The 25,123-nt window shown below is 46.0% G+C and carries 21 protein-coding genes and 1 riboswitch; of the genes, 15 read left to right on the forward strand and 6 right to left on the reverse strand.

Translation table 11 applies throughout. From position 1 onward, the window contains the following. The first annotated feature begins 105 nt into the window (after window positions 1–105). The 8 genes from NST45_RS25245 to NST45_RS25280 all read left to right on the forward strand — a co-directional run bounded on the left by NST45_RS25245 (window position 106) and on the right by NST45_RS25280 (window position 6,878). Window positions 106–1,626 carry an MDR family MFS transporter gene (locus NST45_RS25245; protein WP_036682771.1) on the forward strand — a complete coding sequence of 507 codons (1,521 nt, stop codon included), beginning with the start codon at window positions 106–108 and terminating at the stop codon, window positions 1,624–1,626. 5 nt (window positions 1,627–1,631) lie between these two features. Continuing rightward, on the forward strand, window positions 1,632–2,198 hold the full coding sequence (locus tag NST45_RS25250; protein WP_339824131.1) for a PadR family transcriptional regulator: 567 nt from the start codon (window positions 1,632–1,634) through the stop codon (window positions 2,196–2,198). Between the two features lie 89 nt (window positions 2,199–2,287). Further along, window positions 2,288–2,503, forward strand: coding sequence for a hypothetical protein (locus tag NST45_RS25255; protein ID WP_051491260.1), 216 nt, complete (start codon window positions 2,288–2,290; stop codon window positions 2,501–2,503). A 52-nt stretch (window positions 2,504–2,555) separates the two neighbouring features. Further along, on the forward strand, window positions 2,556–3,533 hold the full coding sequence (locus NST45_RS25260) for an aldo/keto reductase (RefSeq protein ID WP_339824133.1): 978 nt from the start codon (window positions 2,556–2,558) through the stop codon (window positions 3,531–3,533). Between the two features lie 379 nt (window positions 3,534–3,912). Continuing rightward, entirely contained in the window at window positions 3,913–5,088 is a 1,176-nt protein-coding gene (locus tag NST45_RS25265) for a hypothetical protein (RefSeq protein WP_038568378.1), read from the forward strand. Window position 5,089: 1 nt separating this feature from the next. Further along, window positions 5,090–5,680: a signal peptidase I gene (locus NST45_RS25270; protein ID WP_038568375.1), complete on the forward strand. Its 591-nt coding sequence runs from the start codon at window positions 5,090–5,092 to the stop codon at window positions 5,678–5,680. Window positions 5,681–5,770: 90 nt separating this feature from the next. Continuing rightward, window positions 5,771–6,379, forward strand: a complete 609-nt coding sequence (locus tag NST45_RS25275; RefSeq protein ID WP_036682781.1) for a TasA family protein — start codon at window positions 5,771–5,773, stop codon at window positions 6,377–6,379. Between the two features lie 169 nt (window positions 6,380–6,548). Continuing rightward, window positions 6,549–6,878: a helix-turn-helix domain-containing protein gene (locus NST45_RS25280; protein ID WP_036682795.1), complete on the forward strand. Its 330-nt coding sequence runs from the start codon at window positions 6,549–6,551 to the stop codon at window positions 6,876–6,878. Between the two features lie 107 nt (window positions 6,879–6,985). On the opposite strand, the gene NST45_RS25285 is transcribed toward NST45_RS25280, so the two are convergent. After that, window positions 6,986–7,141 carry an anti-repressor SinI family protein gene (locus tag NST45_RS25285; RefSeq protein WP_232061118.1) on the reverse strand — a complete coding sequence of 52 codons (156 nt, stop codon included), beginning with the start codon at window positions 7,139–7,141 and terminating at the stop codon, window positions 6,986–6,988. A 27-nt stretch (window positions 7,142–7,168) separates the two neighbouring features. Then, window positions 7,169–7,253, reverse strand: a riboswitch (cyclic di-GMP riboswitch). A 470-nt stretch (window positions 7,254–7,723) separates the two neighbouring features. On the opposite strand from NST45_RS25285, the gene NST45_RS25290 reads away from it, so the two are divergent. The 5 genes from NST45_RS25290 to NST45_RS25310 all read left to right on the forward strand — a co-directional run bounded on the left by NST45_RS25290 (window position 7,724) and on the right by NST45_RS25310 (window position 13,954). After that, window positions 7,724–10,591: a 2-oxoglutarate dehydrogenase E1 component gene (locus tag NST45_RS25290; protein WP_076142329.1), complete on the forward strand. Its 2,868-nt coding sequence runs from the start codon at window positions 7,724–7,726 to the stop codon at window positions 10,589–10,591. Between the two features lie 52 nt (window positions 10,592–10,643). Continuing rightward, complete coding sequence (gene odhB, locus NST45_RS25295) at window positions 10,644–11,930, forward strand: 2-oxoglutarate dehydrogenase complex dihydrolipoyllysine-residue succinyltransferase (RefSeq protein WP_076142330.1); 1,287 nt, start codon at window positions 10,644–10,646, stop codon at window positions 11,928–11,930. 581 nt (window positions 11,931–12,511) lie between these two features. Continuing rightward, window positions 12,512–12,775, forward strand: a complete 264-nt coding sequence (locus NST45_RS25300) for a helix-turn-helix transcriptional regulator (RefSeq protein WP_256715970.1) — start codon at window positions 12,512–12,514, stop codon at window positions 12,773–12,775. 249 nt (window positions 12,776–13,024) lie between these two features. Continuing rightward, entirely contained in the window at window positions 13,025–13,282 is a 258-nt protein-coding gene (locus NST45_RS25305) for a hypothetical protein (protein ID WP_339824136.1), read from the forward strand. 36 nt (window positions 13,283–13,318) lie between these two features. After that, complete coding sequence (locus NST45_RS25310) at window positions 13,319–13,954, forward strand: hypothetical protein (protein ID WP_339824138.1); 636 nt, start codon at window positions 13,319–13,321, stop codon at window positions 13,952–13,954. 348 nt (window positions 13,955–14,302) lie between these two features. Here NST45_RS25310 and NST45_RS25315 read toward each other — a convergent pair whose 3' ends face one another. From NST45_RS25315 to NST45_RS25325, 3 genes are all read right to left on the reverse strand, one after another. Further along, the gene (locus tag NST45_RS25315) at window positions 14,303–15,559 is read right to left on the reverse strand and encodes an OFA family MFS transporter (RefSeq protein ID WP_143760543.1); all 1,257 of its coding nucleotides are present in this window, start codon (window positions 15,557–15,559) and stop codon (window positions 14,303–14,305) included. 126 nt (window positions 15,560–15,685) lie between these two features. After that, a complete protein-coding gene (locus NST45_RS25320; RefSeq protein ID WP_036687441.1) occupies window positions 15,686–16,414 on the reverse strand; it encodes a LytTR family DNA-binding domain-containing protein in 729 nt (242 codons plus the stop codon). After that, window positions 16,411–18,015 (reverse strand): sensor histidine kinase, encoded by a 1,605-nt coding sequence (locus NST45_RS25325; protein WP_280513476.1) that lies wholly within the window; start codon window positions 18,013–18,015, stop codon window positions 16,411–16,413. Before NST45_RS25325 ends, NST45_RS25320 begins: the two co-directional genes overlap by 4 nt. Window positions 18,016–18,276: 261 nt before the next feature. Here NST45_RS25325 and NST45_RS25330 point away from each other — a divergent pair, with 261 nt between their 5' ends. Then, window positions 18,277–18,792 carry a nucleotidyltransferase family protein gene (locus NST45_RS25330; protein ID WP_076224903.1) on the forward strand — a complete coding sequence of 172 codons (516 nt, stop codon included), beginning with the start codon at window positions 18,277–18,279 and terminating at the stop codon, window positions 18,790–18,792. A gap of 75 nt (window positions 18,793–18,867) precedes the next feature. Here NST45_RS25330 and NST45_RS25335 read toward each other — a convergent pair whose 3' ends face one another. Further along, entirely contained in the window at window positions 18,868–20,382 is a 1,515-nt protein-coding gene (locus NST45_RS25335; protein ID WP_051491509.1) for a methyl-accepting chemotaxis protein, read from the reverse strand. Between the two features lie 234 nt (window positions 20,383–20,616). Here NST45_RS25335 and NST45_RS25340 point away from each other — a divergent pair, with 234 nt between their 5' ends. Continuing rightward, a complete protein-coding gene (locus NST45_RS25340) occupies window positions 20,617–21,711 on the forward strand; it encodes a GGDEF domain-containing protein (RefSeq protein ID WP_038568323.1) in 1,095 nt (364 codons plus the stop codon). 118 nt (window positions 21,712–21,829) lie between these two features. Here NST45_RS25340 and NST45_RS25345 read toward each other — a convergent pair whose 3' ends face one another. Further along, window positions 21,830–24,952 (reverse strand): EAL domain-containing protein, encoded by a 3,123-nt coding sequence (locus NST45_RS25345; RefSeq protein WP_076141399.1) that lies wholly within the window; start codon window positions 24,950–24,952, stop codon window positions 21,830–21,832. Window positions 24,953–25,123: the final 171 nt, after the last annotated feature.

Raw genomic sequence — 25,123 nt, forward strand, 5'->3', positions numbered from 1 at the left:
AAACTATTGCCTCCCTATTCAAATTTGAATATAATAAATTTTGCTTCCAATTATGAACATTTTTCGAACAGAACTATCACTATTTAGAAGAAGGAGCTGCGAAGCATGCATACTAAAGAAAGTAATCTTAAACTCGTAGTAGTTGGCCTGCTGCTTGGTATTCTTATGTCCGCAATGGACAATACCATTGTAGCTTCAGCTATGGGAACGATAGTCTCAGATCTCGGCGGTCTGGATAAAATCGTATGGGTCACCTCGGCTTACATGGTAATGGTAATGGCCGGGACCCCTATCTTCGGCAAGCTCTCTGATATGTACGGACGTAAACGTTTTTTCATTTTCGGATTGATTGTATTCCTGATTGGCTCGGCTCTGTGCGGTACTGCCACCAGTATCACACAGCTCAGCATTTACCGTGCCATTCAAGGGATCGGCGGCGGTGCACTAATGCCAATCGCCTTCACCATCGTTTTCGACATTTACCCGCCTGAAAAAAGAGGGAAATTGACCGGTCTCTTTGGAGCCGTCTTCGGAATTTCCAGTGTACTTGGACCTTTACTCGGTGCCTATATTACCGACTATGTTGGTTGGCAGTGGGTATTCTACATTAACCTGCCGCTAGGAATTATTGCACTGTTCCTGATTGCAACTTCTTATAAGGAGTCGATCTCCCACGCTAAACAGCGCATTGACTGGGGCGGAGCCTTCACTCTGGTTGGCGCGATTATCTGCCTAATGTTCGCTCTGGAACTTGGTGGTAATCAATATGCTTGGGATTCCAGTGCCATCCTTGGCTTATTCGTAGGTTTTGCTGTTCTCTTGCTGGCGTTTATCCTTATTGAGAGAGTAGCTGCTGAACCTGTGATCTCGTTCGCTATGTTCCGCAAACGGTTGTTTGCAACAAGCAGCGTGACCAGCTTATTTTATGGTTCTGCTTTTATCGTAGCTACTATTTATATCCCTATCTTTGTGCAGGGTGTATTTGGCGGCTCAGCTACGAACTCAGGGCTGATCCTTATGCCGATGATGATCGGTACGGTCGTTGGCAGTCAGACCGGGGGGCTGCTTACAACAAAAACCAGCTTCCGCAACATTATGATCCTATCCGCAGTCTGCTTTGTCGCAGGGGTCTACAGCCTAAGCACTTTATCACCAGATACCTCCCGCCTCATGCTTAATGTATTTATGGCTCTGACTGGGTTCGGCGTAGGCTTTTCCTTCTCCGTGCTGAGCATGGCAGCTATCCATAATTTCGATATGCGTCAACGGGGGTCGGCAACATCAACCAGTACCTTCATGCGCTCCCTTGGAATGACGCTGGGAATTACGATCTTCGGGATTATTCAGCGGAATAGCTTTACTAACAGTCTAAGCGATGCTTTTGGCGGTAGTGAACAGTCAGCAGCTTTCGGAGATCCACGCGCTGCGTTAACACCTGAAGCAAGAGCGAAGATCCCTGCTGAAATATTAGAAAAAATATCAAGTGCGTTATCCACCTCTATTGCTCAAACCTTTATGTGGGCTTTGATTCCTGCAGTGCTCGGTCTAGTCTTTGTACTGCTCATGCCAAAAGACCGTCTTACCATTCCTGCTAAAGCTGTTCAGGCGTCAGAGGGCAAAAGGTAACCATTATGTCCATGAAATTAGCCATTCTAGGTTTACTGCTGGAGCGGAACATGCATCCCTATGAAATCACATTAGTGATGAAGGAACGTTCCATGGACCGGATCACGAAGCTGCAGATGGGATCACTCTATTATGCTGTGGATAAGCTTGCACAAGATGGTTATATAGAAGCTTTAGAGGTCATCCGCAGCAGTGATCGGCCGGACAAAACAATCTATGCCATAACGGAGCAAGGTAAAGCTTTATTCGAACAGCTTATCCTGCAACAAATTAAGAAAAACGAACCCTTCTATCATCCGATGTATATGGCCCTGGCTATGTCCCGTCATATCGATCAGAGCAAGGTTGAGAAGCTGCTCGAGGAACGCCTACGGGAAACAGAACATCAGGTTAATCTGGCTTATCAGGTATACGAGGAGCATATCTCCATCGTGCCTCGTTCTGCCCTGCATCTAATGTACGGTACATATGAGCACACCCTGACTGAGCTGATATGGCTGCAGCGCCTATACGATGATGTTGTAGCACGCAAGCTAAAAGACATAGGGACACCGTTGAATTTAGAGGCCTAATGGCCTCTTTTTCTGTTTAAGGGAGTCAAAATACGTTTATTAACGAGCGCAATATCCATTAAATCTCAAAGGAAGACGAGGCGGTAAAAATGACCCAAGAAAAACATCAGCTGAATAGTGATAAACGGGATCACCCGGAACAATATCCAACAGAGAAAGAAAGTCTATTCGATCTTCATGAAAGTGAGCAGAATGTAGACCCGATTCCGATGGAAGATTTGACACTGGAAAAGCAAGAGGAAAAGAATAAAGAGGAGACCAAACACCGCTCTTCCAGCGACAAAAAATACCATACGGGCTTCTGAGAGTGTACAATAACTACAAGTACGCAATCATATTTTCCAAGGAGGAATCACATTGTTGAAAGCGTTACCTTTAAACAAGCGCGGGATTCCCGCAAGCCGCATTGCTTTAGGCTGCATGGGACTAGGCGGTGACTGGGACCATGAGCCGATTACTGCGGAGAATGTTAAACAAGGGCATGAAGCGGTCGATGCCGCACTTTCCATCGGCATCAACATGTTTGATCATGCAGATATTTACACTCGTGGCAAGGCGGAGAAGGTATTCGGTCAGATTTTTAAGGATCGTCCAGGACTACGTGAAGAAATTATAATTCAATCTAAATGTGGAATTAAGCTAATGGAGCCTGGGGACAGCACTAATACGTTTGATTTCTCTGGCCAACATATTCTGAACAGTGTAGATGGAATATTGTCACGACTTGGGACCGAATACATTGATATTCTTCTATTGCATAGACCCGATCCCTTAATGGATCCTGAGGAAGTAGCCTCCGCATTACATCAACTGAAGGCCGCTGGTAAGGTTCGCCATTTCGGGGTTTCCAATATTAGCGCCGCTCAGATCAAGCTGCTGCAGACTTATTGCGATGAACCTTTTATCGTAAACCAGCTGCATATGAGCTTGGCTAAGATCAGCTGGGTGGATGCTGGAATCAGTGTAAATCGTGAACCCTGGAAGGATATTATCTTTCCTGAGGGAACCCTTGAACATTGTCGAATGGAGAACATTCAGCTTCAAGCCTGGGGGCCACTCGCCCAAGGTCTATTTAGCGGGCGTTCATTAGAGGATCAACCGGAGAATATCGTCCAAACAGCAGCTATGGTCCAACAGCTTGCAGATGAAAAAGGAACAACACCCGAAGCTATTGTATTGGCTTGGCTAATGACACATCCAGCTGCCATTCAGCCTGTTATTGGAACTGTGAATCCGAAGCGTATTACTGCCTGTGCCGATGCGGACAAGCTGGAGCTTAGCCGTAAGGAATGGTACGACCTGTATGTTAGTTCACGTGGTTCAAAACTTCCGTAACATATACATTTATATTCTCAACTTCATTACTCCACTTATACCCGGCTCGCGTTTTTACTGCGAGCCGGGTATTTTTATGCGAATCACCCTAATAGTTCGTTCTTTATTGCGAATATATTTAGTAATCGAGCGATAAATGGAGTTATTTAGAGATAAATTATCATTTTTGTTCTTTATAGAGTACAAATGCGCGTTATTGGCAGTTTTCTTTTTGTTTTATTCCATGTATGATTCATTACAGAAGTTGTTCTTAATAAAGAACGATAATAACGAACCAAAGAAACAGACATTGAGGGGAGGTATTCCTCTGAGACCCAGATCAGCAAGGAGAAGACCTAGAAGAAACAGGAAAATTGGTTTACGTATACTGCAATCAGGAATGGCTGTCTCCGTCTTATTTCTATATACCTCGCAGCAAGTTGGTGGTACCTATGGAGGCTTTGGAGCTGCTGCGCAAACCACTAGCACGATTAGCTTTTGCGAAGTATTTCCGAATTCGATCAAGGCACTGCTTACAGAGTTCAAAGAACATGTTAATCGAGCGCTCACTTTAAAAGAATCACTACAACCCTTTTCCTCATCAGCTAACTACTCGGACGTTTCGGGAATAGAAGGGATGTCGCTGGAAGAGCTTGATGTCGCTGCACAAGAGATTTCTTCGCAAATAGCGGCGCTTCAATCCCAAATAGATAGCGTTAACGAGCAACTAGCGGCTAACAGCCAAATTTGGAATCAAATCCACAATGAGCTAAGTGCAGCAGCAGCCTTACTCTTCCAGATAGGAGGATATATGACTTCTCTAGATTCAAACTGTCTAGAAATCAAGGATGAGCAATTTTTCAGAGATTTACAAAGCAGCCTGAATCAAAGCGGTGTGATCTCGGAATCCTTGAATGCTTCCTTAAATGGAGTTATTAGTTACCTAACCTCCATACACGATGTCGGTCTTCCATTCGCTTCGGTAGTTACCAGTGATGTTTATGGACAACTTGAATTACGCGAAGGAGAGTTCCCACAGCCACTGCCATTCCTGATTACCTTCACTCAACCAGATGGCGTGATCTCTAGCGACCTCACCTCCACTTATGAAGCTCTAAATACCGAATTGACTAACCTTAAAGAATCGGCAACCTCAGGTATCACTACCCTTCAAGATAAACTCCAAATGATCAGTCAGACTCGCGAGCAAAAACTAGAAGAGCTTGAAAAAGCTCGGCTAGAAGAAGAGCAAGCAAAGAAAGAAGAAGAAGCGAAGAAGGAAGAAGAACGTTTGGCTGAGGAGAAAAAGCAACAAGAAGCCGAGGATAAAGCGAAAGCTGAGGCAACCCCTCCAACGTCAGGTGAAGCTGCTCCGGAAGCCCCAAATAAAGAACAACCTGAAGCCCCAGCCACTGACCCGGTTAAGCCGGAAATTGGTGAAGAGCTCACAATTCCAAAAGATGTTCCTCAGCAAGAGGCTCCACAAGAGACGCCAAAGGCGGAAGACAGTACGACTACCCCGCCGGTAGCAACCCAAGCTCCTTCGGACCCTCAACCTGAGAAAGGTGGAGAATAAGATGCGAATTAAAAAAATTATCAATAATACCTTATCGAGCTTAATGCTTGTGATCTTTATTCTGCTGGTGGCAGCCGTAGTGTTATCCAAGGCCTCCGGTGGTGAACCTGCTTTCTTCGGATATGAGATCAAAACCGTACTCTCAGGATCGATGGAACCAGGAATTCAGACAGGCTCAATTGTCGCATTAAAACCCGGAGGGGATATGAATCGTTTCAAACCAGGCGATGTCATCACCTTTAGGAACGAAGATAATCTGCTCATTACTCACCGGATTGTAGAAGCGACCGTCAATAACGCTACTGGTGAAGCTGTTTATCGCACTAAAGGCGATAACAACGACGCACCCGACATGAACCCTACCAGTTCTGCGAATGTTGTAGCTCAGTATACCGGGGTCACTGTACCCTATGTCGGTTACGCTATGAATTTCGCGGTTTCCAAAGCTGGAAGTGTAGTCCTCATGATCGTGCCTGGCTTGATGCTTCTGCTCTATGCTCTGTATACCTCTTGGAAGGCTGTAGCTGCATTAGAAAAGAAAAATACTGCCCTACTGCCAGCCTCACCGTCCCCAACAGAAACACAGCCCTAAGTTGATTGTCCACTTCCGCTTACGAACCGGAAGATACAATATATAAATTTTATAAAAAATTCAAACACAAATTTGAGGAGGAATTTTATTATGGGTATCAAGAAAACATTGGGTCTTGGCGTAGCATCTGCAGCACTGGGTTTATCATTAATCGGCGGAGGAACCTTCGCATACTTTAGCGACACTGCGCAAAGCACAGCTACATTCGCAGCGGGTACACTCGATCTGAACTCCGACCCTTCTGTCATCGTTAATATTCCTAACCTGAAACCAGGTGATACTGTAACTAAATCCTTCAAATTGAAAAACGATGGTTCGCTCGATATCGGATCTATCATTCTGAATACATCGACTCAAATCACGGATGCTAAAGGAGATAACTACCTGGATTTAGCCGAGTTCATTAAAGTTAAATTCCTTAGAAATAATGATAAAGGGGTACCTATCGTCTCTCCTGAAAATGTAGTTTATGAGACTACACTTGCTGCTTTAAAAAGTCAGCATCCGGATCTCGTAAAAAATACAGGTTGGGATCAACTCTTTACCGAAGCATCCGGTATTAAAGCCGGTACCAATGACAGCTTCTCCGTCCAATTCGAATTTGTGGAAAATAACCAAGATCAAAATATTTTCCAAGGCGATAGCTTAACACTGACTTGGGATTTCGTAGCTAAACAAGGTGCGAAAAAAGACTACTAAGATCAATAAAGTAATTTAATAAAATACTCTAAGAGCAGCAGATCCTGAATCCGGCCACGGATAAGCAGATTGCTGCTCTTCTCTTTACAATAAACTTTGTCCGATTTATTGATATTTGCTATACTAATAACAAAAATTACGGAGGGGCGTCAGCATAGTGCCACAGAATATGGGCCAACGTATCCAGCAGCTCCGCCTAGACAAGGGTTTCTCCCTATCTGAGCTTGCGGACAGAGCAGATGTGGCTAAGTCGTATCTTAGCAACGTGGAGAGAAACATCCAATCCAATCCATCCATCCAGTTTATCGAAAAGATCGCTGACGCGCTTCAGGTATCCATTCATGCCCTACTCTATGGAGAACCAAATGATGCAGAGGAATCACATTTAGATTCGGAATGGTTCCGATTGGTGCAGGAAGCTATGGACTCAGGCATTAGCAAACGCGAATTCAAAGAATTTCTGGACTATCAGAAATGGAAGCTCGATCAAAAGGATTAATACTTCCTACTAATCTGGTACGATCCTCTCTTCTACTAAATCATATCGAAAAAGGACACAGCGAAGAACCGCTGTGCCCTTTTTCGATATGTAACCCCTCTAATGTATTACTGCACGATCTGCACAGTTTTCTCATGAAAGAACTGGCGGATTTCATCTGCCTTAATGCCAGCCTTCTTAGCTGCTAATAATAAATGTACCCACTCTTGATCCAGATCAATAAACTGCTGTTCTCTGTTGCTACCCTGGTTGGACTTTTCCAAAAAATCTCCCCCTAAGATTTTACGTCCCCAGGCAATCCGGCTGTCATAGTATCTCTACCTTAGACCCGCGACTTTGTGCCCCTGCCTTTCGGCAAGTTTACCTTTTACTGGACCCTTTTCACGAAAGGATCTGCTTAAAAAACTATAATATTACTATCTGCAATAACATTATACAAAAAGAAAGCGGAAAAGTGTGTCGATTCCTGGTTACTTTCTATTTTAAAAACGAAAAATAAAAGATTTTTTTTCAAAGATCTTGTCCGATTATCACGATACTCGTCCGTTACATAAAATAAATTGTACTAGCAAAATAAATATTTACTGACCTAATAGTTAAAAATAAGGATAATAGAATCATTTTAATAGGCCTTTAGAATGGGTAATGAGAAGAAACACCCTTCTTTTCGTTAGAACAAGCTAACCTATACCATTTTGCGAACGTATTGGACGAAAGAATGAATTGATTACAGTGGCTGAAAGTAGCACAATAAGATGAGAAATGAAACCGCAATCATCACAGCTCCAGTAAGCGTTGACACAAAATGTCACTTATGGAGTTCATCCGTTAAGGAGGATGTATTCATGGCAGCCAAAGAGCCCTATAACGAATCCATTTGGAGTAAGTATTACGGACCCAATTTAGGCTACATTCAAGAAAGATATGAACAGTTTGTGAAAGATCCCTCCACCGTAGAAAATAATTATCGCGAGCTTTTTACAAATTCGGGACCCCCTCCCCTAACTCCGGATAGCGAACCGGCTCCTCAGCCGCGCATCTCGGGAGACACCGAATGGCTTAGAAAAGCAGTAAGAGCTTCCAAGCTAATCGCCAATATTCGTATATATGGCCATATGGCCGCTGAAATTGATCCGCTGGTACGCGATCAGAATCCCATGGCAAAATATCTTGAGCCTGAAACCTATGGGCTGACCCGCGAAGACCTGATTGCACTGCCTGCCACGCTTATATGGGAAAATGCGCCGAATGATGTGCATACCGGGTGGGATGCCGTGCAACGTATGCGTCAGGCATACACCAAGACTATCGCCTATGAATTCGGGCATGTGCATGAAGAAAAAGAACTGCAATGGCTAAATAGACAGGCAGAATCCACCAGCTCACCAGCACCCCTGAATAATACAGAACGCAAAGAGCTCCTGAACCGCCTGATTCAGGTAGAGCAATTTGAAACCTTCCTCCACAAGACTTTTGTAGGTCAGAAGCGTTTCAGTCTTGAAGGCAATGATGCTCTTGTGCCGATGTTAGACGAAATCGTACGCGCTGCTGCACATGACGGTGCAGAGCATATTTTGATGGGCATGGCGCATCGCGGTCGCCTCAACGTTCTTGCACATATTTTGGGCAAACCATATGATATCATATTTTCAGAGTTTCATCATTCTCCGAACAAGGAGCTTTTCCCTTCCGAAGGCTCTACAGGCATTAACTATGGCTGGACAGGTGATGTGAAATACCATCTCGGTGCAGACCGTGCTGTCCGTGAAGGAGAAACCGTACGCACAAGAATAACACTAGCGAATAACCCAAGTCACTTGGAATTCGTCAATCCTGTCGTGGAAGGTTTCACTCGTGCCGCACAAGAAGACCGGAGCACTGCAGGACTGCCGAAGATTGATACCAGTAAAGCTATGGCGGTGCTGATGCATGGCGATGCTGCTTTTCCAGGTGAAGGAATTGTTGCAGAAACGCTTAATATCGGCAAACTTCAAGGTTATCAAAATGGTGGGACGATCCATATCATTGTTAATAACCGAATTGGTTTTACGACTGAAAGTGAAGATTCCCGTTCTACGCATTATGCGAGTGACATCGCCAAAGGGTATGAAATCCCGATAGTCCATGTCAACGCTGATGACCCAGAGGCCTGCGTAGCAGCCGTACGTTTAGCTAGCGCATACCGCCATCAATTCAAAAAAGATTTCGTAATTGATCTCATCGGCTACCGCCGTCATGGTCACAACGAAATGGATGATCCTGAAACCACACAACCTATTGTCTACGGCAAGGTTCGCAATCATCCAACCGTCTACAAGGTTTATGCAGAGAGACTGAAAAACGAAAAGGTTCTTACCGCCGAAGACGTACAAAAGATGAATGCTGAAGCAGAAAGCGTATTGCAGCGTGCGTACGATAATATGAAGGAAGGCAATCATAAGAAAAAAGAACCCAAAGCCTTCATTCCTCTACAAACGGACCGCGCAGCGGCAAACACTACAGCGGTATCCATCTCCAGCCTGCAGGAGATCAATCGTGAACTGTTGACGGTTCCAGCTGGATTCCAGGTTTATCCGAAGCTGGAGCGCATTTTACAACGTCGTAAAGATGCACTGAATGAGGGTGAAAAGGTCGACTGGGCACTGGCTGAAACGTTAGCCTTCGCTACCATTTTGAAAAATGGGACGCCCATCCGACTGAGCGGTCAAGATGCCCAACGCGGAACCTTCGCACATCGCCATCTGGTGCTGCACGACAGTAAAACAGGAGATTTATTCTCTCCGCTACATCAGCTAAGCGATTCCCGTGCCTCCTTTGGCGTATACAACAGTCCATTGTCAGAGGCATCAGTATTAGGCTTTGAATATGGTTATAATGTGTTCGCACCGGAAACCTTCGTAATCTGGGAAGCACAGTATGGTGATTTCGCCAATGCGGGTCAGGTTATTTTTGACCAGTTCATTGCGGCTGGACGCGCCAAATGGACACAGCGCAGCAATCTCGTCATCATGCTGCCGCATGGCTACGAAGGACAGGGACCTGAGCACTCCAGCGGTAGGCTGGAACGGTTCTTGCAGCTATCCGCTGAGGAGAACTGGACAGTCGCTAATCTGACTACCGCTTCGCAATATTTCCATCTGCTGCGGCGCCAAGCAGCGTTATGCGGGCAGGAAGATGCTAGACCGCTAGTCATTATGACGCCGAAAAGTCTCATTCGGAATACGCGCAGCACTTCTGCCGGAACCGAGCTGGCTTCAGGACAATTCAAGCCTGTATTAGCTGAATCTTTGCTTGGCCAGAAACCAAGTGAAGTTAAACGGCTCGTAGTCTGCAGCGGTAAAGTCGCTATCGACATCCAAACAGAACTGGAAGCAGCACCGGATAAGGATTGGTCATGGCTGCATGTTCTTCGCCTAGAGCAGCTTTATCCGTTCCCGGAACAAGAGTTAAGCGAACATTTAAACTCCTTCAGCTCCCTTCAGGAAATTGTCTGGGTGCAAGAAGAGCCGAAAAATATGGGCGGCTGGAGCTATAGTGAGCCTCGGTTACGCGCCATCGCACCAAAGAATGCCGGCGTAAGATATATCGGCCGTCCGGAACGTTCCAGCCCGGCCAGTGGTTATGCAGATGTGCATAGCTTCGAACAACGTAGAATTGTAACAGAAGCCCTAAAATCAAATTCGAACGTACAAGCGGCTGTACCGTCCTCTTAAGAGGACGGTATCACAATAGCGTAAACCATTATGTTTGGGGAGGAAACGGCCTGTGTCAGAAATCTTAGTACCCGATCTGGGAGAATCCATATCCGAAGGAACCATCTACAAATGGCTGGTTAAAGAAGGCGACACGGTAGGTCAAGGCGATGTGCTCGCTGAGCTGGAAACGGATAAAGTCAATCTGGAAATTAGTGCAGAGGTGGAGGGTGTCATCTCCACCATCCTGCGTCAAGCGGGCGAGAACGTAGCCGTTGGCGAAGCCATCGGCATCATTGGAGCCGCAAGCGGCAATACGCCGCAGGCCGCTGAAAGCGAAGCCGAAGCGCCTAAAGCGGCTCCGGCGGGCGGCAGCGCAGTAGCAGCCGCCGCGCCTGTAGCTGCGCCCGAAGTGCCTGCAGCAGGTGGCGACAGCCATGCTGCCTTGGCATCGCCGGGCGCACGCAAGCTGGCACGGGAGCGCGGCATCGACCTCGGCGAGGTTAGCGCCCGTGATCCTATCGGCCGGATTGGTCAGGCCGATGTGTCCGGTCATGGTGCGGCAGCGCCGCAGTCCGCTGCACCGGTAGCTCCGGCGCCGCAAGGCAAGCCGGAGCCAGCGAAGCCGGCAGCGAGCAAAGCCACGCCGGACGAGGGCAAAAACGTGGAGCGCAAGCGCATGTCGCGCAGACGGCTCACGATTGCCAGCCGCTTGGTCGAAGCGCAGCAGACCGCGGCCATGCTTACCACCTTCAACGAGGTGGATATGACAGCGATCCTCGACATCCGCAAGCGCCGCAAGGATGCTTTTAAAGAGAAACATGAAGTTGGACTGGGCTTCATGTCCTTCTTCACTAAAGCCGTGATCGGTGCGCTTAAAACCTATCCACTGCTGAACGCCGAAATCGACGGTGAAGATCTGGTCGTTAAGAAATTCTACGACATCGGTATTGCTGTTGCAGCGAAAGAAGGACTTGTAGTTCCAGTAGTCCGTGATGCGGATCGGCTCAGCTTCCCGGAAATCGAGCGCCAGATTGGCGAGCTCGCTTCCAAAGCACGCGCCAATACGCTCAGCCTCTCCGAGCTGCAAGGCGGAACATTCACCATCACCAACGGTGGCGTATTCGGCTCCTTGTTATCCACACCGATTCTGAATACACCACAGGTGGGTATTCTAGGGATGCATAAGATTCAACTGCGTCCGATCGCGCTGGACGAAGAAAGAACCGTAAACCGTCCAATGATGTACATTGCCCTTTCCTATGATCACCGGATCGTAGACGGCTCTGAAGCGGTAAGCTTCCTCGTCAAAGTGAAGGAATTGCTGGAAGATCCAGAAGCACTGTTGTTAGAAGGCTAACGCTCTTCGACTTTTCGACGACATAAGAATATAAAGAAGGTATCCCTGCAGCTCTCGCTTGGGGGATACCTTCTTTTATATCTGGATCGACTTGCTGCCTTCCCTGCATACGATTTAACTGTATTTTATACACTTATTTATTTCTAATCTGCTCATATCCTCTTCTCTAATTGCATTCTCTACAACTAAAATCCGTAAAAACGTCTATTTCCACTAATCTAACCAGTAATAACTGTATCAAATACAACTAAAGGACCTATATACAGAATATTAGTGAACTTTAATTGCACATAATACAACTAACTTAGCGCATGCATCTACTAACTACTAACTACTAACTACTAACTTCAAACCTCAAACCTCAAACTTCAAACTTCAAACTTCAAACTTCAAACTTCAAACTTCAAACTTCAAACTTCAAACTTCAAACTTCAAAACTCTACTTCAATAGCTCCTCAGCCAGCTGTAAAAATTGCTCCTTGGTCAAAATCTTATCTCCATAGCTGGTGAATGTATAATACGCATCCTGCTTCTCGTTATACCAATTCAGATAATCATAGCTGACTTCTAAAGAGTTCTTTATCAGCTCCTATTATTTATCACACCAATTTAAGTTAATTACCGGCTCCACGCTGACAGAATATATTCAGATGACCCGGGTCCGTAATGCCCAGCAATTGCTGATTTACACCCGCCTGAAGATTTCCGAGATCGCCGGGCAATGCGGATTCAACAGTTTCTCCCAGTTCAACCGCATATTCAATAAACTTAGCGGGGTCTCCCCATCCGAGTTCCGCAAGAACCAGGTCACATCCAACACTGCTTCGACCACACTGTCCTATTGATGTACTTGCTTACCTAGTTACAAAAAATCCGCTGTGCGTCCGACAAATCTATCCACCCTCTAAATAAACATATTGAGCAGTAACGGAGGCAATGTTTAGACGCAAAAGAGAGACGAAGGGAAAGGAATGGCAAAAGTGATGGTGCAGGAACAGACGTTGGTAGAGATGCTGGTACTGGTACTGGTGCTGGTACTGGTGCTGGTACTGGTGTAGGTACTGGTACTGGTGTAGGTACTGGTACTAGTGCTAGTGCTGGTACTGGTGCTGGTGCTGGTACTAGTGCTGGTGCAGGTGCTGGTGCTGGTGCTGGTACTAGTGCTGGTGCAGGTGCTGGTACTGGTGCTGGTGCTGGTGCTGGTGCTGGTGCTGGTGCTGGTGCTGGTGCTGGTGCTGGTGCTGGTGCTGGTGCTGGTGCTGGTGCTGGTGCTGGTGCTGGTGCTGGTGCTGGTGCTGGTGCTGGTGCTGGTGCTGGTGCTGGTGCTGGTACTGGTGCTGGTACTGGTGTAGGTACTGGTACTGGTGTAGGTACTGGTACTAGTGCTAGTGCTGGTACTGGTGCTGGTGCTGGTACTAGTGCTGGTGCAGGTGCTGGTGCTGGTGCTGGTACTAGTGCTGGTGCAGGTGCTGGTACTGGTGCTGGTGCTGGTGCTGGTGCTGGTGCTGGTGCTGGTGCTGGTGCTGGTGCTGGTGCTGGTGCTGGTGCTGGTGCTGGTGCTGGTGCTGGTGCTGGTGCTGGTGCTGGTGCTGGTGCTGGTGCTGGTGCTGGTGCTGGTGCTGGTGCTGGTGCTGGTGCTGGTGCTGGTGCTGGTGCTGGTGCTGGTGCTGGTGCTGGTGCTGGTGCTGGTGCTGGTGCTGGTGCTGGTGCTGGTGCTGGTGCTGGTGCTGGTGCTGGTGCTGGTGCTGGTGCTGGTGCTGGTGCTGGTGCTGGTGCTGGTGCTGGTGCTGGTGCTGGTGCTGGTGCTGGTGCTGGTGCTGGTGCTGGTGCTGGTGCTGGTGCTGGTGCTGGTGCTGGTGCTGGTGCTGGTGCTGGTGCTGGTGCTGGTGCTGGTGCTGGTGCTGGTGCTGGTGCTGGTGCTGGTGCTGGTGCTGGTGCTGGTGCTGGTGCTGGTGCTGGTGCTGGTGCTGGTGCTGGTGCTGGTGCTGGTGCTGGTGCTGGTGCTGGTGCTGGTGCTGGTGTAAGGGTAGTCACGTTTAGCTGTATTTCGTACACCTATTTTTTCATGCATCACGCCACCATTAGATATAGCTGTATTTGGTGCAACTATTTCCTTGGTTTTTTCGCCTATAAGCAAAATTTCGAGTTTTTAGTTGTACAGAATACAGCTAAAATCCGAAGATTCACTATTTCATACGGAATAGTTGTACAGAATGCAGTTACTTCTCAGATCCCAGCAAAACTCCTTCTCCCAATTGAAGATAATCCGCCCAAAAAAGTCTCAGCTCAGCAAGCCACCGCAAATCAAAAAAACAGGCAGCAATTCTCCACTAACCGGAGAATCGCTGCCTGGCTCTAACTTCAATTACATCTTAAGCTGTACGTTCCGTTGCTTTGAGACGCAGCGCTTTTTTCTCTTTCGACTTCGCCACTGGCGGTTTCAGAGAAATCGCGATGATGCAGGCCAGCAGGCACAAGAGGCCAAAGATAACAAAGGTTGGTTTGAACCCGCCTAGGAAGACGGCGATAAACGAACCGGAAAGGGCACCAATACCAAAACCTTGGTAGACGATTCCGTAGTTCTTACTGTGATTTTTCAGTCCGAAGAAGTCGCTGACAATGGCCGGGAACACCGTGATATTCCCGCCAAAGCAGAACGCAATGGCTGCTACACAAGTGAAGAAAAGTCCGAAATTCAGGGTCGCGTAGCTGAGGGTCAGCATAGCCGCCGCAGTTACAGCAAGTGATGCGCCTACCAGCTTCAAGCGACTCATTTTGTCAGATAAAGCACCCAGAATTAAACGTCCCGCTGTATTAAAGATCGCAATCATAGCCACCGCACTAGCTGCAGTCTGTACATCAAGTCCAGCCAGCTGCACGCCGATATCTTTTACAATACCGATCAAATACAGACCACACATACAGGCGGTGAAAAAGATGATAAATAGCAGATACGCTTCTTTTGTCCGCAGCATTTCTTTGACCGTATAGTCTTTCGGTGAGCTCATTACTGCAGCTGTCGTTGAACCCGCTGGTGCTGGGGCCGCTTGAACCGGAGCTTCTCTTACGAGCAAGGAACCGATTACAATCATGCCCATAACAATCAAACCCCAATACATAAATGTATTAGACACACCCACTGAGTCAATCAACCCGCCGTTAATATATTTAAAGATCAAACTCCCTGTTCCATAAGCACCAACGGATACGCCGGAGATTAAACCTTTATTATTCGGAAACCATTTAATTAAATTAGATAATGAAGTGATATAAGCTGTCCCATCCGCAAAACCAACGATCACCCCAACCAATAAATAGAACATGAAGAGTGAATTGGCCTGCGAGCTAAGGATCAATCCTAGTCCGAGCACAATCCCAGCAGTAGCAGTCAAACGGCGAAGCCCGAAACGATCCTGCAGCTTCCCTGCGAACAAGGTCGCGAAAGCGAGTGCAAAGCTCGTTATAGAAAAAGTAATCGAAACGGAGTTAAGCTCCCAGCCAAATTTTGTTACCAGATGCGCATTAAATAAACTCCATGTATAGATGGTACCTAGACCCATTTGCATAATTACTGTACCTAATACGATTAGCCACCGTTTGGTGCTTTTGCTGTCCATTGTCGTAGTCATGGTCTTTTCCTTCTTTCTCTCTCGTTGTCTGCTACAAGAGCTTCTATCGCCTCTTTATTGTAGCTAAACCAGCCGATGTTGAGAGAAATCCGGCATGAGATGACGGAAATGAAGAATGAATTGCATTTATAAGCGCATAATCTGCCTGAATTCTTTTACCTTACTACGACTTACCGGCACTTCAAAATCTAAATCATGCAGGCGCAGCAAATACGTATTGTTGAACCACGGGATGATTTCCTTGATCTTGGACAGGTTAACAATATAGGAACGATGGCAGCGAAAAAAACGATCCTGCGGCAGCCGCTGAAAGAAATCGCTAATACTAAGTGCCATGCTGTATTCCTCACCTTTAGTCATCACACTTGTACTTTTTTCCTGCGCGGAGGCGTAATAAATATCGTCGGCATTCACTACGATAATCTTTTCATTTTTCCACAGATTGACCTTGTCACTGACCGGATTACGCTCCTCTTCCCCCTGTCGTCCACGGTTGGCAAACGCATTTTCCAGCTTGTGCAGCATGGCTTTAATGCGAACCTCGCTATACGGCTTAAGAATATAGTCAAAAGCTTCAATCTCAAACGCCTCAGCGGCATGCTCCTTATACGCAGTGATGAACACTATGTAGGGTTTTACCGAGAATCTACTGATATTCTGTGCCAACAGCACCCCATCGATAGAGGGAATATTAATATCCAGAAAAATCACATCTACCGTATCACTCTGCAAAAATTTAAGTGCGTCCAGCCCATCTTCAAACTGTGCCGTTATATCGATCCCGCTGTGCGTCTCTATTAAATAAGCCAGCTCCTGTCTTGCCAGCTCTTCATCCTCTACGATGATCGCTCTCATTGGTCCTCCTTTTTAACATCAAAAAAGATGTTCGTCCCTTTATCCAATCTCTGAATGGTAAGTCCAGTCCCATAGATCAGCTTTACCCGTTGGTGTACATTAAACAGCCCGATTTTATTCTCCGGCATATCGCCAGTATAGACTTTCTCTATCGTTTCCTCGCTGATGCCAGCTCCGGTATCGCGAATGCCCACCCGTACGGTATCCCCGTGGTCTTTTACAGAAATCGTTACTGTTCCTGTCCCTCTTACCTTCAGTATGCCATGTATAATCGCATTTTCTACAAGCGGCTGAATGATCAGACTCGGAATCCGAACCTGAACCTCATCAATATCATAAAGCACGTTAAGCCGGCTTCCAAAACGCGCCTTTTCGATCTCTACGTATTGCTGGACCTGCTGTAGCTCTCGTTTGATATCAATGAATTCATCGGTAAGCTCCAGATTGTATCTCATATAACCGGACAGATTCACAATCAGCTCACGCGCCTTATCCGGATTAATTCGAATCGAGGACGCAATCGCATTCAGTGCATTGAATAAAAAATGCGGGTTAATGCTGGTCTGCAGTGCCTTCAGCTCCGCTTTGTTCGCCATTTCCTTAATGCCTTCCACCCGCGACACTTCCATCAAGGTAGAGATCATTTGCGACAGACCCACGGCCATAGCTTGAAGTGAGTAGGTAATCTTGTGGGCTTTGGTGTAATAGATTTTGAGCGCTCCCGTCACCTCACCCTTTTCCTTTAAAGGAATAATGATCAGCGACTTGATCTGCGGATTCACGTAATCACTATCATCATTACGGATGGTAATTTCACCACTGGACAACGTTACTTTAGTTTCCTCACTGATAATATCGTTAGTTGTCTCATAATCCTCCTCACCCACACCAACATAGGCACGAATAAACCGAGTATCAGTAATCGCTACAGCGTCTGCACCGATATCCTCTTTGATGATCTGGCAGATGGTGTGCAGCGACTCCTGGTTAATATTGCGAAAATACGGCAAGGTCTTATTGGCAATATCAAGCGCCAGCTTGGACTGCTTAGCCGCAATCCGTTCCTTCTCACCTTCCACGCTCTGCACTAACACGACAATCAGGCCGACACTAATCTGGCTCATAATCATCGGAAAAGCGATCTTGGACACGATATCCACACCCAGCGACATCGGCTGAGCCATCGCTAGAATGAGCAGCATCGTCAGTGCCTCACAGGCCATTCCCGCCAAAATGCCTGCTATCCAGCGACGCTCACCAGAGGTGCGGCGATAGATTATCCCAGACACTATGCCCGCGGTGATACTCGTAATCAGACAAGGAAGAGAGGTTACCCCTCCGATATCAATCAGAAAACGGTGAACCCCTGAGATGATGCCTGTTATAAGTCCAACCCATGGCCCGAACAAAATCCCGCCAGATACGATGGCGATAATTCGTACATTCACAAGCGAACCTTCCACATTAATTCCGCTATAAGTGCCAAAAATGGCAAATAAGCTGAAGATCATCGTTGCAATAGCAAGCTCTTGCGGAGCGTAACTCCCTTTTTGAAAAACCTCTTTAAACCGCGGCAGACGAGTCAATACAAATAGACACATCAGCAATAACGCAGCTCTTTCCAACAATTGCAGTAATATAGTAAACGTATATTGCACGGTCACCGCCTCCAAAGGTCTCGATGTCGATTCATTATAAAGATAGTTCATGCCTCTGTCCATTCAGCCTGTCCCTTTATACCTCTATTGAAACTCTTGTTGTATGATATTAACAGATTGGAAGCATGAATATTAGGAGGTGGCAGTTTGCGCAAGATAGAACACGAGGCAGATATCATTCAGCTTGTACATAATGATCCCTGGATGATGGATATTTTAGAAAATGCCAGATCGCTACAGTTACCTGACTGGTGGGTTTGTGCGGGGTTTGTACGTTCAAAAATCTGGGATACCTTACATGGATTTGAAGAACGGACCCCTTTGCCAGATATTGATGTTATTTATTATGACGGCAGCAATCTTCATGAGGAAGTGGTAAAGCAATGGGAGGCAAAACTAAGAGATTTAAATCCCCATGTGCCATGGTCCGTTAAGAATGAAGCAAGAATGCATACCATTAACAACCTTGCACCCTATACGTCATCTGTAGATGCCATCTCCAAGTTTCCGGAAACAGCTACAGCGCTTGGGCTTTCCTTAGATGAATACGGTAAGGTTATCCTAACCGCTCCGCATGGGATTGCGGATGTTATTAATGTAGTGTTGCGGGCTACCCCTCATTTCAACAATAATCCAAGCTTACTCCCTATTTATGAAAAACGAATTGCACAAAAAAACTGGCAGGCAACGTGGAAGCAATTGCAGGTCAGCGCTACCTAAAGCTAAGTTGTGTTAGCATCGGAATAAAAAAAACAGCAAGCCTCTGCTACAGAAGGGCTTGCTGCTGTTGCTTTATTACACCGCTAAATCAATACCCACCACGCCTACTACATCTCCCTGACGATTCCGGATTGCTCTAGATAATGTAATACAAGAACGTTTCGTAATCGCAGATACGTAAGGTTTAGAGACATATTCACCTTCATTCATGGCCCCATTCCACCAATCACGCCGCTTAGCATTCAACAAGCCAGCCGCTGGCTCGGAGTAGATAAAGGTTCCATCCGTCCGATTAGACCAAATGGCTTGTACATCTGGAATTTTCTTAATGTAAGCGTTCAAAACACCTTGATGAACTTCAGTATCTGGAGCGTAAAGTTCTTCCTTGGCGGAAATCGTCTCCAAGAGACTCTGCATTTCCTGAAGCCGGGCTGCATATTGGCTCATCTCAATTTCCGCTCTGCCCGCAATGCTAGTAACCGATTGCTGCAAGGATTGCGACTCCGCTAACAGATTGGCGCTGACTTCGTTCAGCTGCCCAATTTGATCCCGCTGCCGTGTCACCTGCTCCAGCGTAAGGTCTACATTGGCAATCGTCTCATTCACGATCGCCACCGCACCGCTCAGCTCCGTTGTCACTTCTACAATCAGCTTGCCCTGCTTCGCGGCAGCATCGATTGTTTCCGTCACGGCGCTGCCTACTTCATCTACTCTCGACGCGATATCATCGAGTCGAAGCTTCACCGTGCCGACCTCGTTCACCCCACGCTCCACTGAGACTTGCTCTTTCGTAACGGATTCCAGCACCTGCTGTACTCCATTATTAATGTCAAGCAAGATGCCTGAGGAGCGGTCTACCGAGCTCTTGCTTTGATCAGCCAGCTGCCGAATCCGGCTGGCCACTACTGCAAATCCGCGGCCCTGTTCACCGGCCCGGGCCGCTTCAATAGAAGCATTCAGCGCGAGCAATGAGGTCTCATTCACAATGGAGTTAATCAATGTATTGATCTCCTCTACCATCGCAATATGATTACTCAGGGTAGTAAACTTAGCTAACATGTCCCCACTCTGTGTTTGCAGATCCTTCATCACCCCATCTGCAATGCTCAGGGAATCTACCATTGCTGTCATTCCTTGCCGGGCATATTGCATATTCGAGCCTAGTTTTTCCGTCAATTCTTCGATATGTGCTGTAACTGAAGCTACACCGCCCATCGTCTGATAGGCCCCTTCAATATTGGCTTTAGCTTCGTTGCTGCGAATCCTTAAATCCGTTTCATACGCGTGTGAATAATCCGCTGTCTGCTGCAGCTGCTCTGTATGGCGGCTGATTTCTTCAAGTGCACCATGCAGCCGATCCGAGGTAACTACAATCTCATTGCCAAGAAGCTCCACTTTGTTCTGTGACTCCTTCAGCAGCGCTTCTTTGCGATAACCGTAGCGGGATGTATTCAGCGAGAACCATCCTAGAGAACCCATAAACAGAATAATCACCAGCTTATGAATCCAGAGCATGTCAATCAATAAGCTGTACACACTGACAAGAAGCAACAGGACGACTACAAAAATCTGGTTTGGACGGATCTGCATCTTCAATTCCACTCCACTCGATTGATGTTATGTATTCTAACATTATATCAGCAGAGTTAATTAAAGGAAATACTTTCTATAGTATTCCTTTTCGTTCAATCATTCCCCGGGCCAGGCAATCTCCCCTTATAAAGATGCTTGTTGAACTCCCGCTTCCAAGAAAGCCATCAAGAGGAAACCTGAGCTTATTGTCGAATATATAAGCATATTGCCACTGGAAAAGAGGATCACATTATGCGCGCCACACCTCAAACTCCTCGTCAGACCTATTGGAATCGTGTGCTTCTCAATTCATTCTGGATCATCCTGATTGTGTATTTAAGTATTCAGTTCATTGTTTCTCTATCCTTATGGAGCCAGCGTCCGGAAACCCCAACCAGGAACGATTATATTGAGCACTCGTTGATTTCTGATTCCATCATAGTGAGTTTGATCATTATTCTAGAAGTAATCTATAGATGGAGGCCTCTGTGGGCCCAACTCGCCATTACGGTTGCAAGCCATCTATTTGCGGTTTTGATTATCGTCAATCTCAGCGATGAGTTGCATGTTAAATCATTAATTATGCTGTTCCCGCTACTAGTCTCGATGATCTATCTGAAGAGCAGTTATATGATAGCCACTTCTGCTATTTCTCTACTGTACACGATCATTTTATTCATCAGGACACCCATTCACGAGTACTTACCGATCACCCAAACTATCATTATCGCTCTTATTTTTGCAGGCACTGCTTTGGCAGGTTTTGCAGTAATCGTTCGTGGACGTGATTTGATGCAATCCCTGCAGAACTCCGTTAAGTCAGAACAGGAATTACGCATTCAGAATATAATTATGGATCGTCTATCTAAGATAGACCCCCTGACTGATCTGTATAATCACAAGACTTTTCACGAATATTTAGGTTGGCTAATTGAGCATCAGCAGAGTAATCCATTCTCCATGCAGCTTGCCGTTATGGATATCGATAATTTCAAAAAAGTAAATGATTGCTATGGACACTCCGTTGGAGATATCGTATTACAAAAAGTCGCAGCGATTCTGCTCGAGTATATCGGTCCTGATGATTTCGCCGCGCGGTACGGTGGCGAGGAATTCATTGTCATTTTGACTACCAAAACCTTTGAGCGATCCTATGAAATCATGCAACAAATTCTAGCCAAAGTAGCCGATACCCCTTTTGCCGAAATGGAAGGTAAAAGCATAACCGTCAGTATCGGGATGCATGATTACACAGGCGCAGACTCCAAAAATTCCACTTTTCAGCAGGCTGATGATGCACTTTACGAAGCTAAAAACACCGGGAAGAATAAAATTGTCATCAGCTAGTGACAAGCTCCACAGACACTGTTTATCTGTCGGAGCTTGTTTTTTTGCAAAGACTTAATCTCAGAAGCATTACACACCAAAAACCCCCACCTTGTAGATGAGGGCTGTGTATCAACTGCTATATTCCGTAACGCTTCTGAGGTTCCAAAAGCTCCACCACTTCCTGCTTCGGAACAGGTCTGCTAACCAGATACCCCTGTACCTTATCGCAGCCCGATTTTCTGAGGAAATCCAGCTGGCTGATCTCTTCCACTCCCTCCGCAACGACCTCCAGCCCCATATTGTGTCCCAGCTGTATAATGGTCTGCACAAAAGACTGGCTGTAAGCTTTTTCCGAAAGCGAATCGATAAAGGTTTTATCCATTTTAAGCGTAGAAATCGGCAATTGCTGCAAATAACTAAGAGATGAGTACCCCGTTCCGAAATCATCCAGCGCAATACGAATGCCTTGGGATTTGAGGAATTGAAGCTTATTCACGATACTCTCAAACGATTCCATAAAGATAGACTCGGTGATTTCCAGTTCAAGACAACTAGGCTTTAGCCCGCTTTCAGCCAGACTTTCCTGCACCATCTCGACGAAATCATCCTGCAATAGTTGAATAATGGAAATGTTAACTGATATCTTGTAAGGAATGCCCATACGATCTTGAATGCCCTTCATAAAGATGCACGATTCCCTAAGCACCCATTCTCCAATATAAATAATCAGCCTGGAATCCTCGGCGATTTTGATAAAAGAAAGTGGAGATACAAAGCCCAGCGTTGGACTATTCCAGCGAATTAAAGCCTCAAAACCAGAGATTAATCCAGACTGGATATCCACCTGCGGTTGATAATATAGCTCAAACTCATTATTATTCATGGCACTGCGCAAATGCTTCTCTATATTCATCCGTTCATTAAACGCAGTATGCATGGATTTGTCATAGACCACATAAGTCCCCTTGCCATCCTCTTTTGCCCGGTACATAGCGACATCCGCATTTTTTAAGATTTGCTCGGTGGTCTCCCCATCTTCCGGATAAAAGGAAATTCCGATGCTTACGGAAACGTACAAATAACTCTCTCCGATTAAAAAGGACTGCCTGAATGCTCTCATGATACGCTCCGCCAGGTCTAACACATCCTCGTGGTTTTCTATATCCTTAATAAAAATCACGAATTCATCCCCACCGAGCCGAGAGAGCATATCCCCTTCACGCACCAACGACTGCAGCCTTTTGCTAGCCTTCTGAATGAGAACATCACCGGATTTATGCCCTAAGGTATCATTGATGTATTTAAAATTATCGGTATCTACGAACAACAGCGCCGCCTTGCCTCCTGAACATTGCAGATATTTCTCCATAGATTCCAGTAGACATACACGGTTGGGTAAATTACTAAGCTCATCCACATAAGCTAGACGATGCATGTGTTTTTGATTCTCCACCAGCATATCGTATTGCTCTACAAGCTCCTGCTGTGTGGCTGTTAGCTGTTCATAGGTTGCCTCAAGCTCCTGATAACTGTTGCTCAGCTTTAGCTCTACCTGCTTCCGCTTACTAATATCAATCAGCGAACCGATAAATAACACAACTTCATCCTTTGGATCAACGATAGCTTTACCACTTACCTCAAACCAGACGAATTGATTATCTTTGGTCCGCATGCGGTATTCCGTCTCGTAGATAGGTGTTAAACCTGCCAGATGATCATGTCTTGCCTTTTGGGATGATGGCTGGTCATCGGGATGAATAATACTAAGCACCCCATTTTCGAATGAATTAATTTCATCCTCCGTATAGCCCATGAGCTTGTACCAGCGATCCGATAGATTATACAGTCCTGTCTCCCAATCAAGCTCCCACATGTAAGCACCAGAACCCTCTGTCGCGAGACTGAACCGTCGTTCACCTACCTGCAGCTTAGCAAATTGCTCCTGTAGCTCGACCTCTGTCGCTGACAGCTCTTCGTAAGTAGCTTCCAGTTCCTCATAACTTTGCTGAAGCCTTAGCTCATTTTGTTTGCGCTCATCGATATCCACTCCTACAAGCACAAAAATATCAGCTGCCTGCTTATCCAATCCTTTTAACAAGGTGGTCCGAAATGAAAAATACCGCGCTGCTGGCGAATTGTCCGGAAGTTTATGCTCAATATTATCAACATAGTCAAGCTGAACTGCCCTTTCCAGCAGATTCCGAATAGCCGCCGTACTGCCTGCCAGACCCTCGATATCCTCAATGTTTTTGCCCACTACTTCATTCTCGCATAGGCCCGTCATTCGCTCAGCGTAATTGTTAAACCGAACTACCTTTTTATCCGCCTGCACAGCCCAAACCACCATACCGCTATGCTCTATTACATCCTCAAAAAATTGCTGTTCCGAATAAACCGCACGCCGTAAGTGATTAATATACATTTTTAGCAAAACCGCACTAATGATTAGAAGACCAAGCAGAATAATGGCTCCCACAATAAATCTATTGCGCATCATAACTTTATAATAATCTGAATGAACGAAGAAATAGTGCTGATACAGCTCTTCAAAAGCACCGGAACGATGCAGGCGATCCAATCTCTCGTTAACATAAGTTACTAGCTCCGGAGCGGATTTACTTATTGCAAAAGCAACATCCCTAGGGTAGAGATTGCTCATTTTTTTGATAATACTCCCCTTCAATTTCTGTTCAGCAATCAGATAATCGATCACTTCCTGATTCTCAAATAGAAGGTCGATTTCCCCTTTTTCAAGAGCCTTTAAAGCTTCAGGAGTCGTTGCATACTCTATGTAATTTGTAATCCCCACCTTGCTATTCAGCACGGTTGCAGAATACTGTCCATTCCCTAACCCAATCTTATAACTTCCCAACGTCTTTAAATCGATCTCATCCTCAAGCTCTCGCCTTGCATAGATGGAAATATAGTTTTTAATAACCGGATCTGAAAATAACACCTCTTGGTTACGCGACTCCGTAATTGCCATAAGACCTGCTATCTCAATATCTCCTTGAATCAGCCGACTGTAAACTTCATCCCATTGCCCAGTACTGTAGTGAATAAGATAATCCTGCTTCTCAAAAATCATCGTGCTCAAATTAATATCAAACCCGGTCAAATACCCATTTTCTACATATTTATAAGGTGGATATTCCAGTTCTACTTGGTACCTTATATCCTCTCTTTCGGCGTGAGCGGCTGTAGGAGGTACGAGCAAAAGCAGAAAAATAATCAGAAGCAACATTGTGCACCGCTTCATTGCCCAATTCCCCTTTTTGCTAAAATTTAGAATTTAAAGCATTATTCTAAAAAGTATTCGACAAAATATGGTAAGATTCCTGCTAATTCTTTCCTAAAACCACACATTATACGCAAATCCCCATCTTTCGATGGACTCTTTTATTTGTAAATGATAAAAGTTACGAAGTCT

The organism is Paenibacillus sp. FSL R7-0163 (assembly GCF_037969975.1).
In the GTDB taxonomy this organism is placed as follows: Bacteria; Bacillota; Bacilli; order Paenibacillales; family Paenibacillaceae; genus Paenibacillus_AQ; species Paenibacillus_AQ odorifer.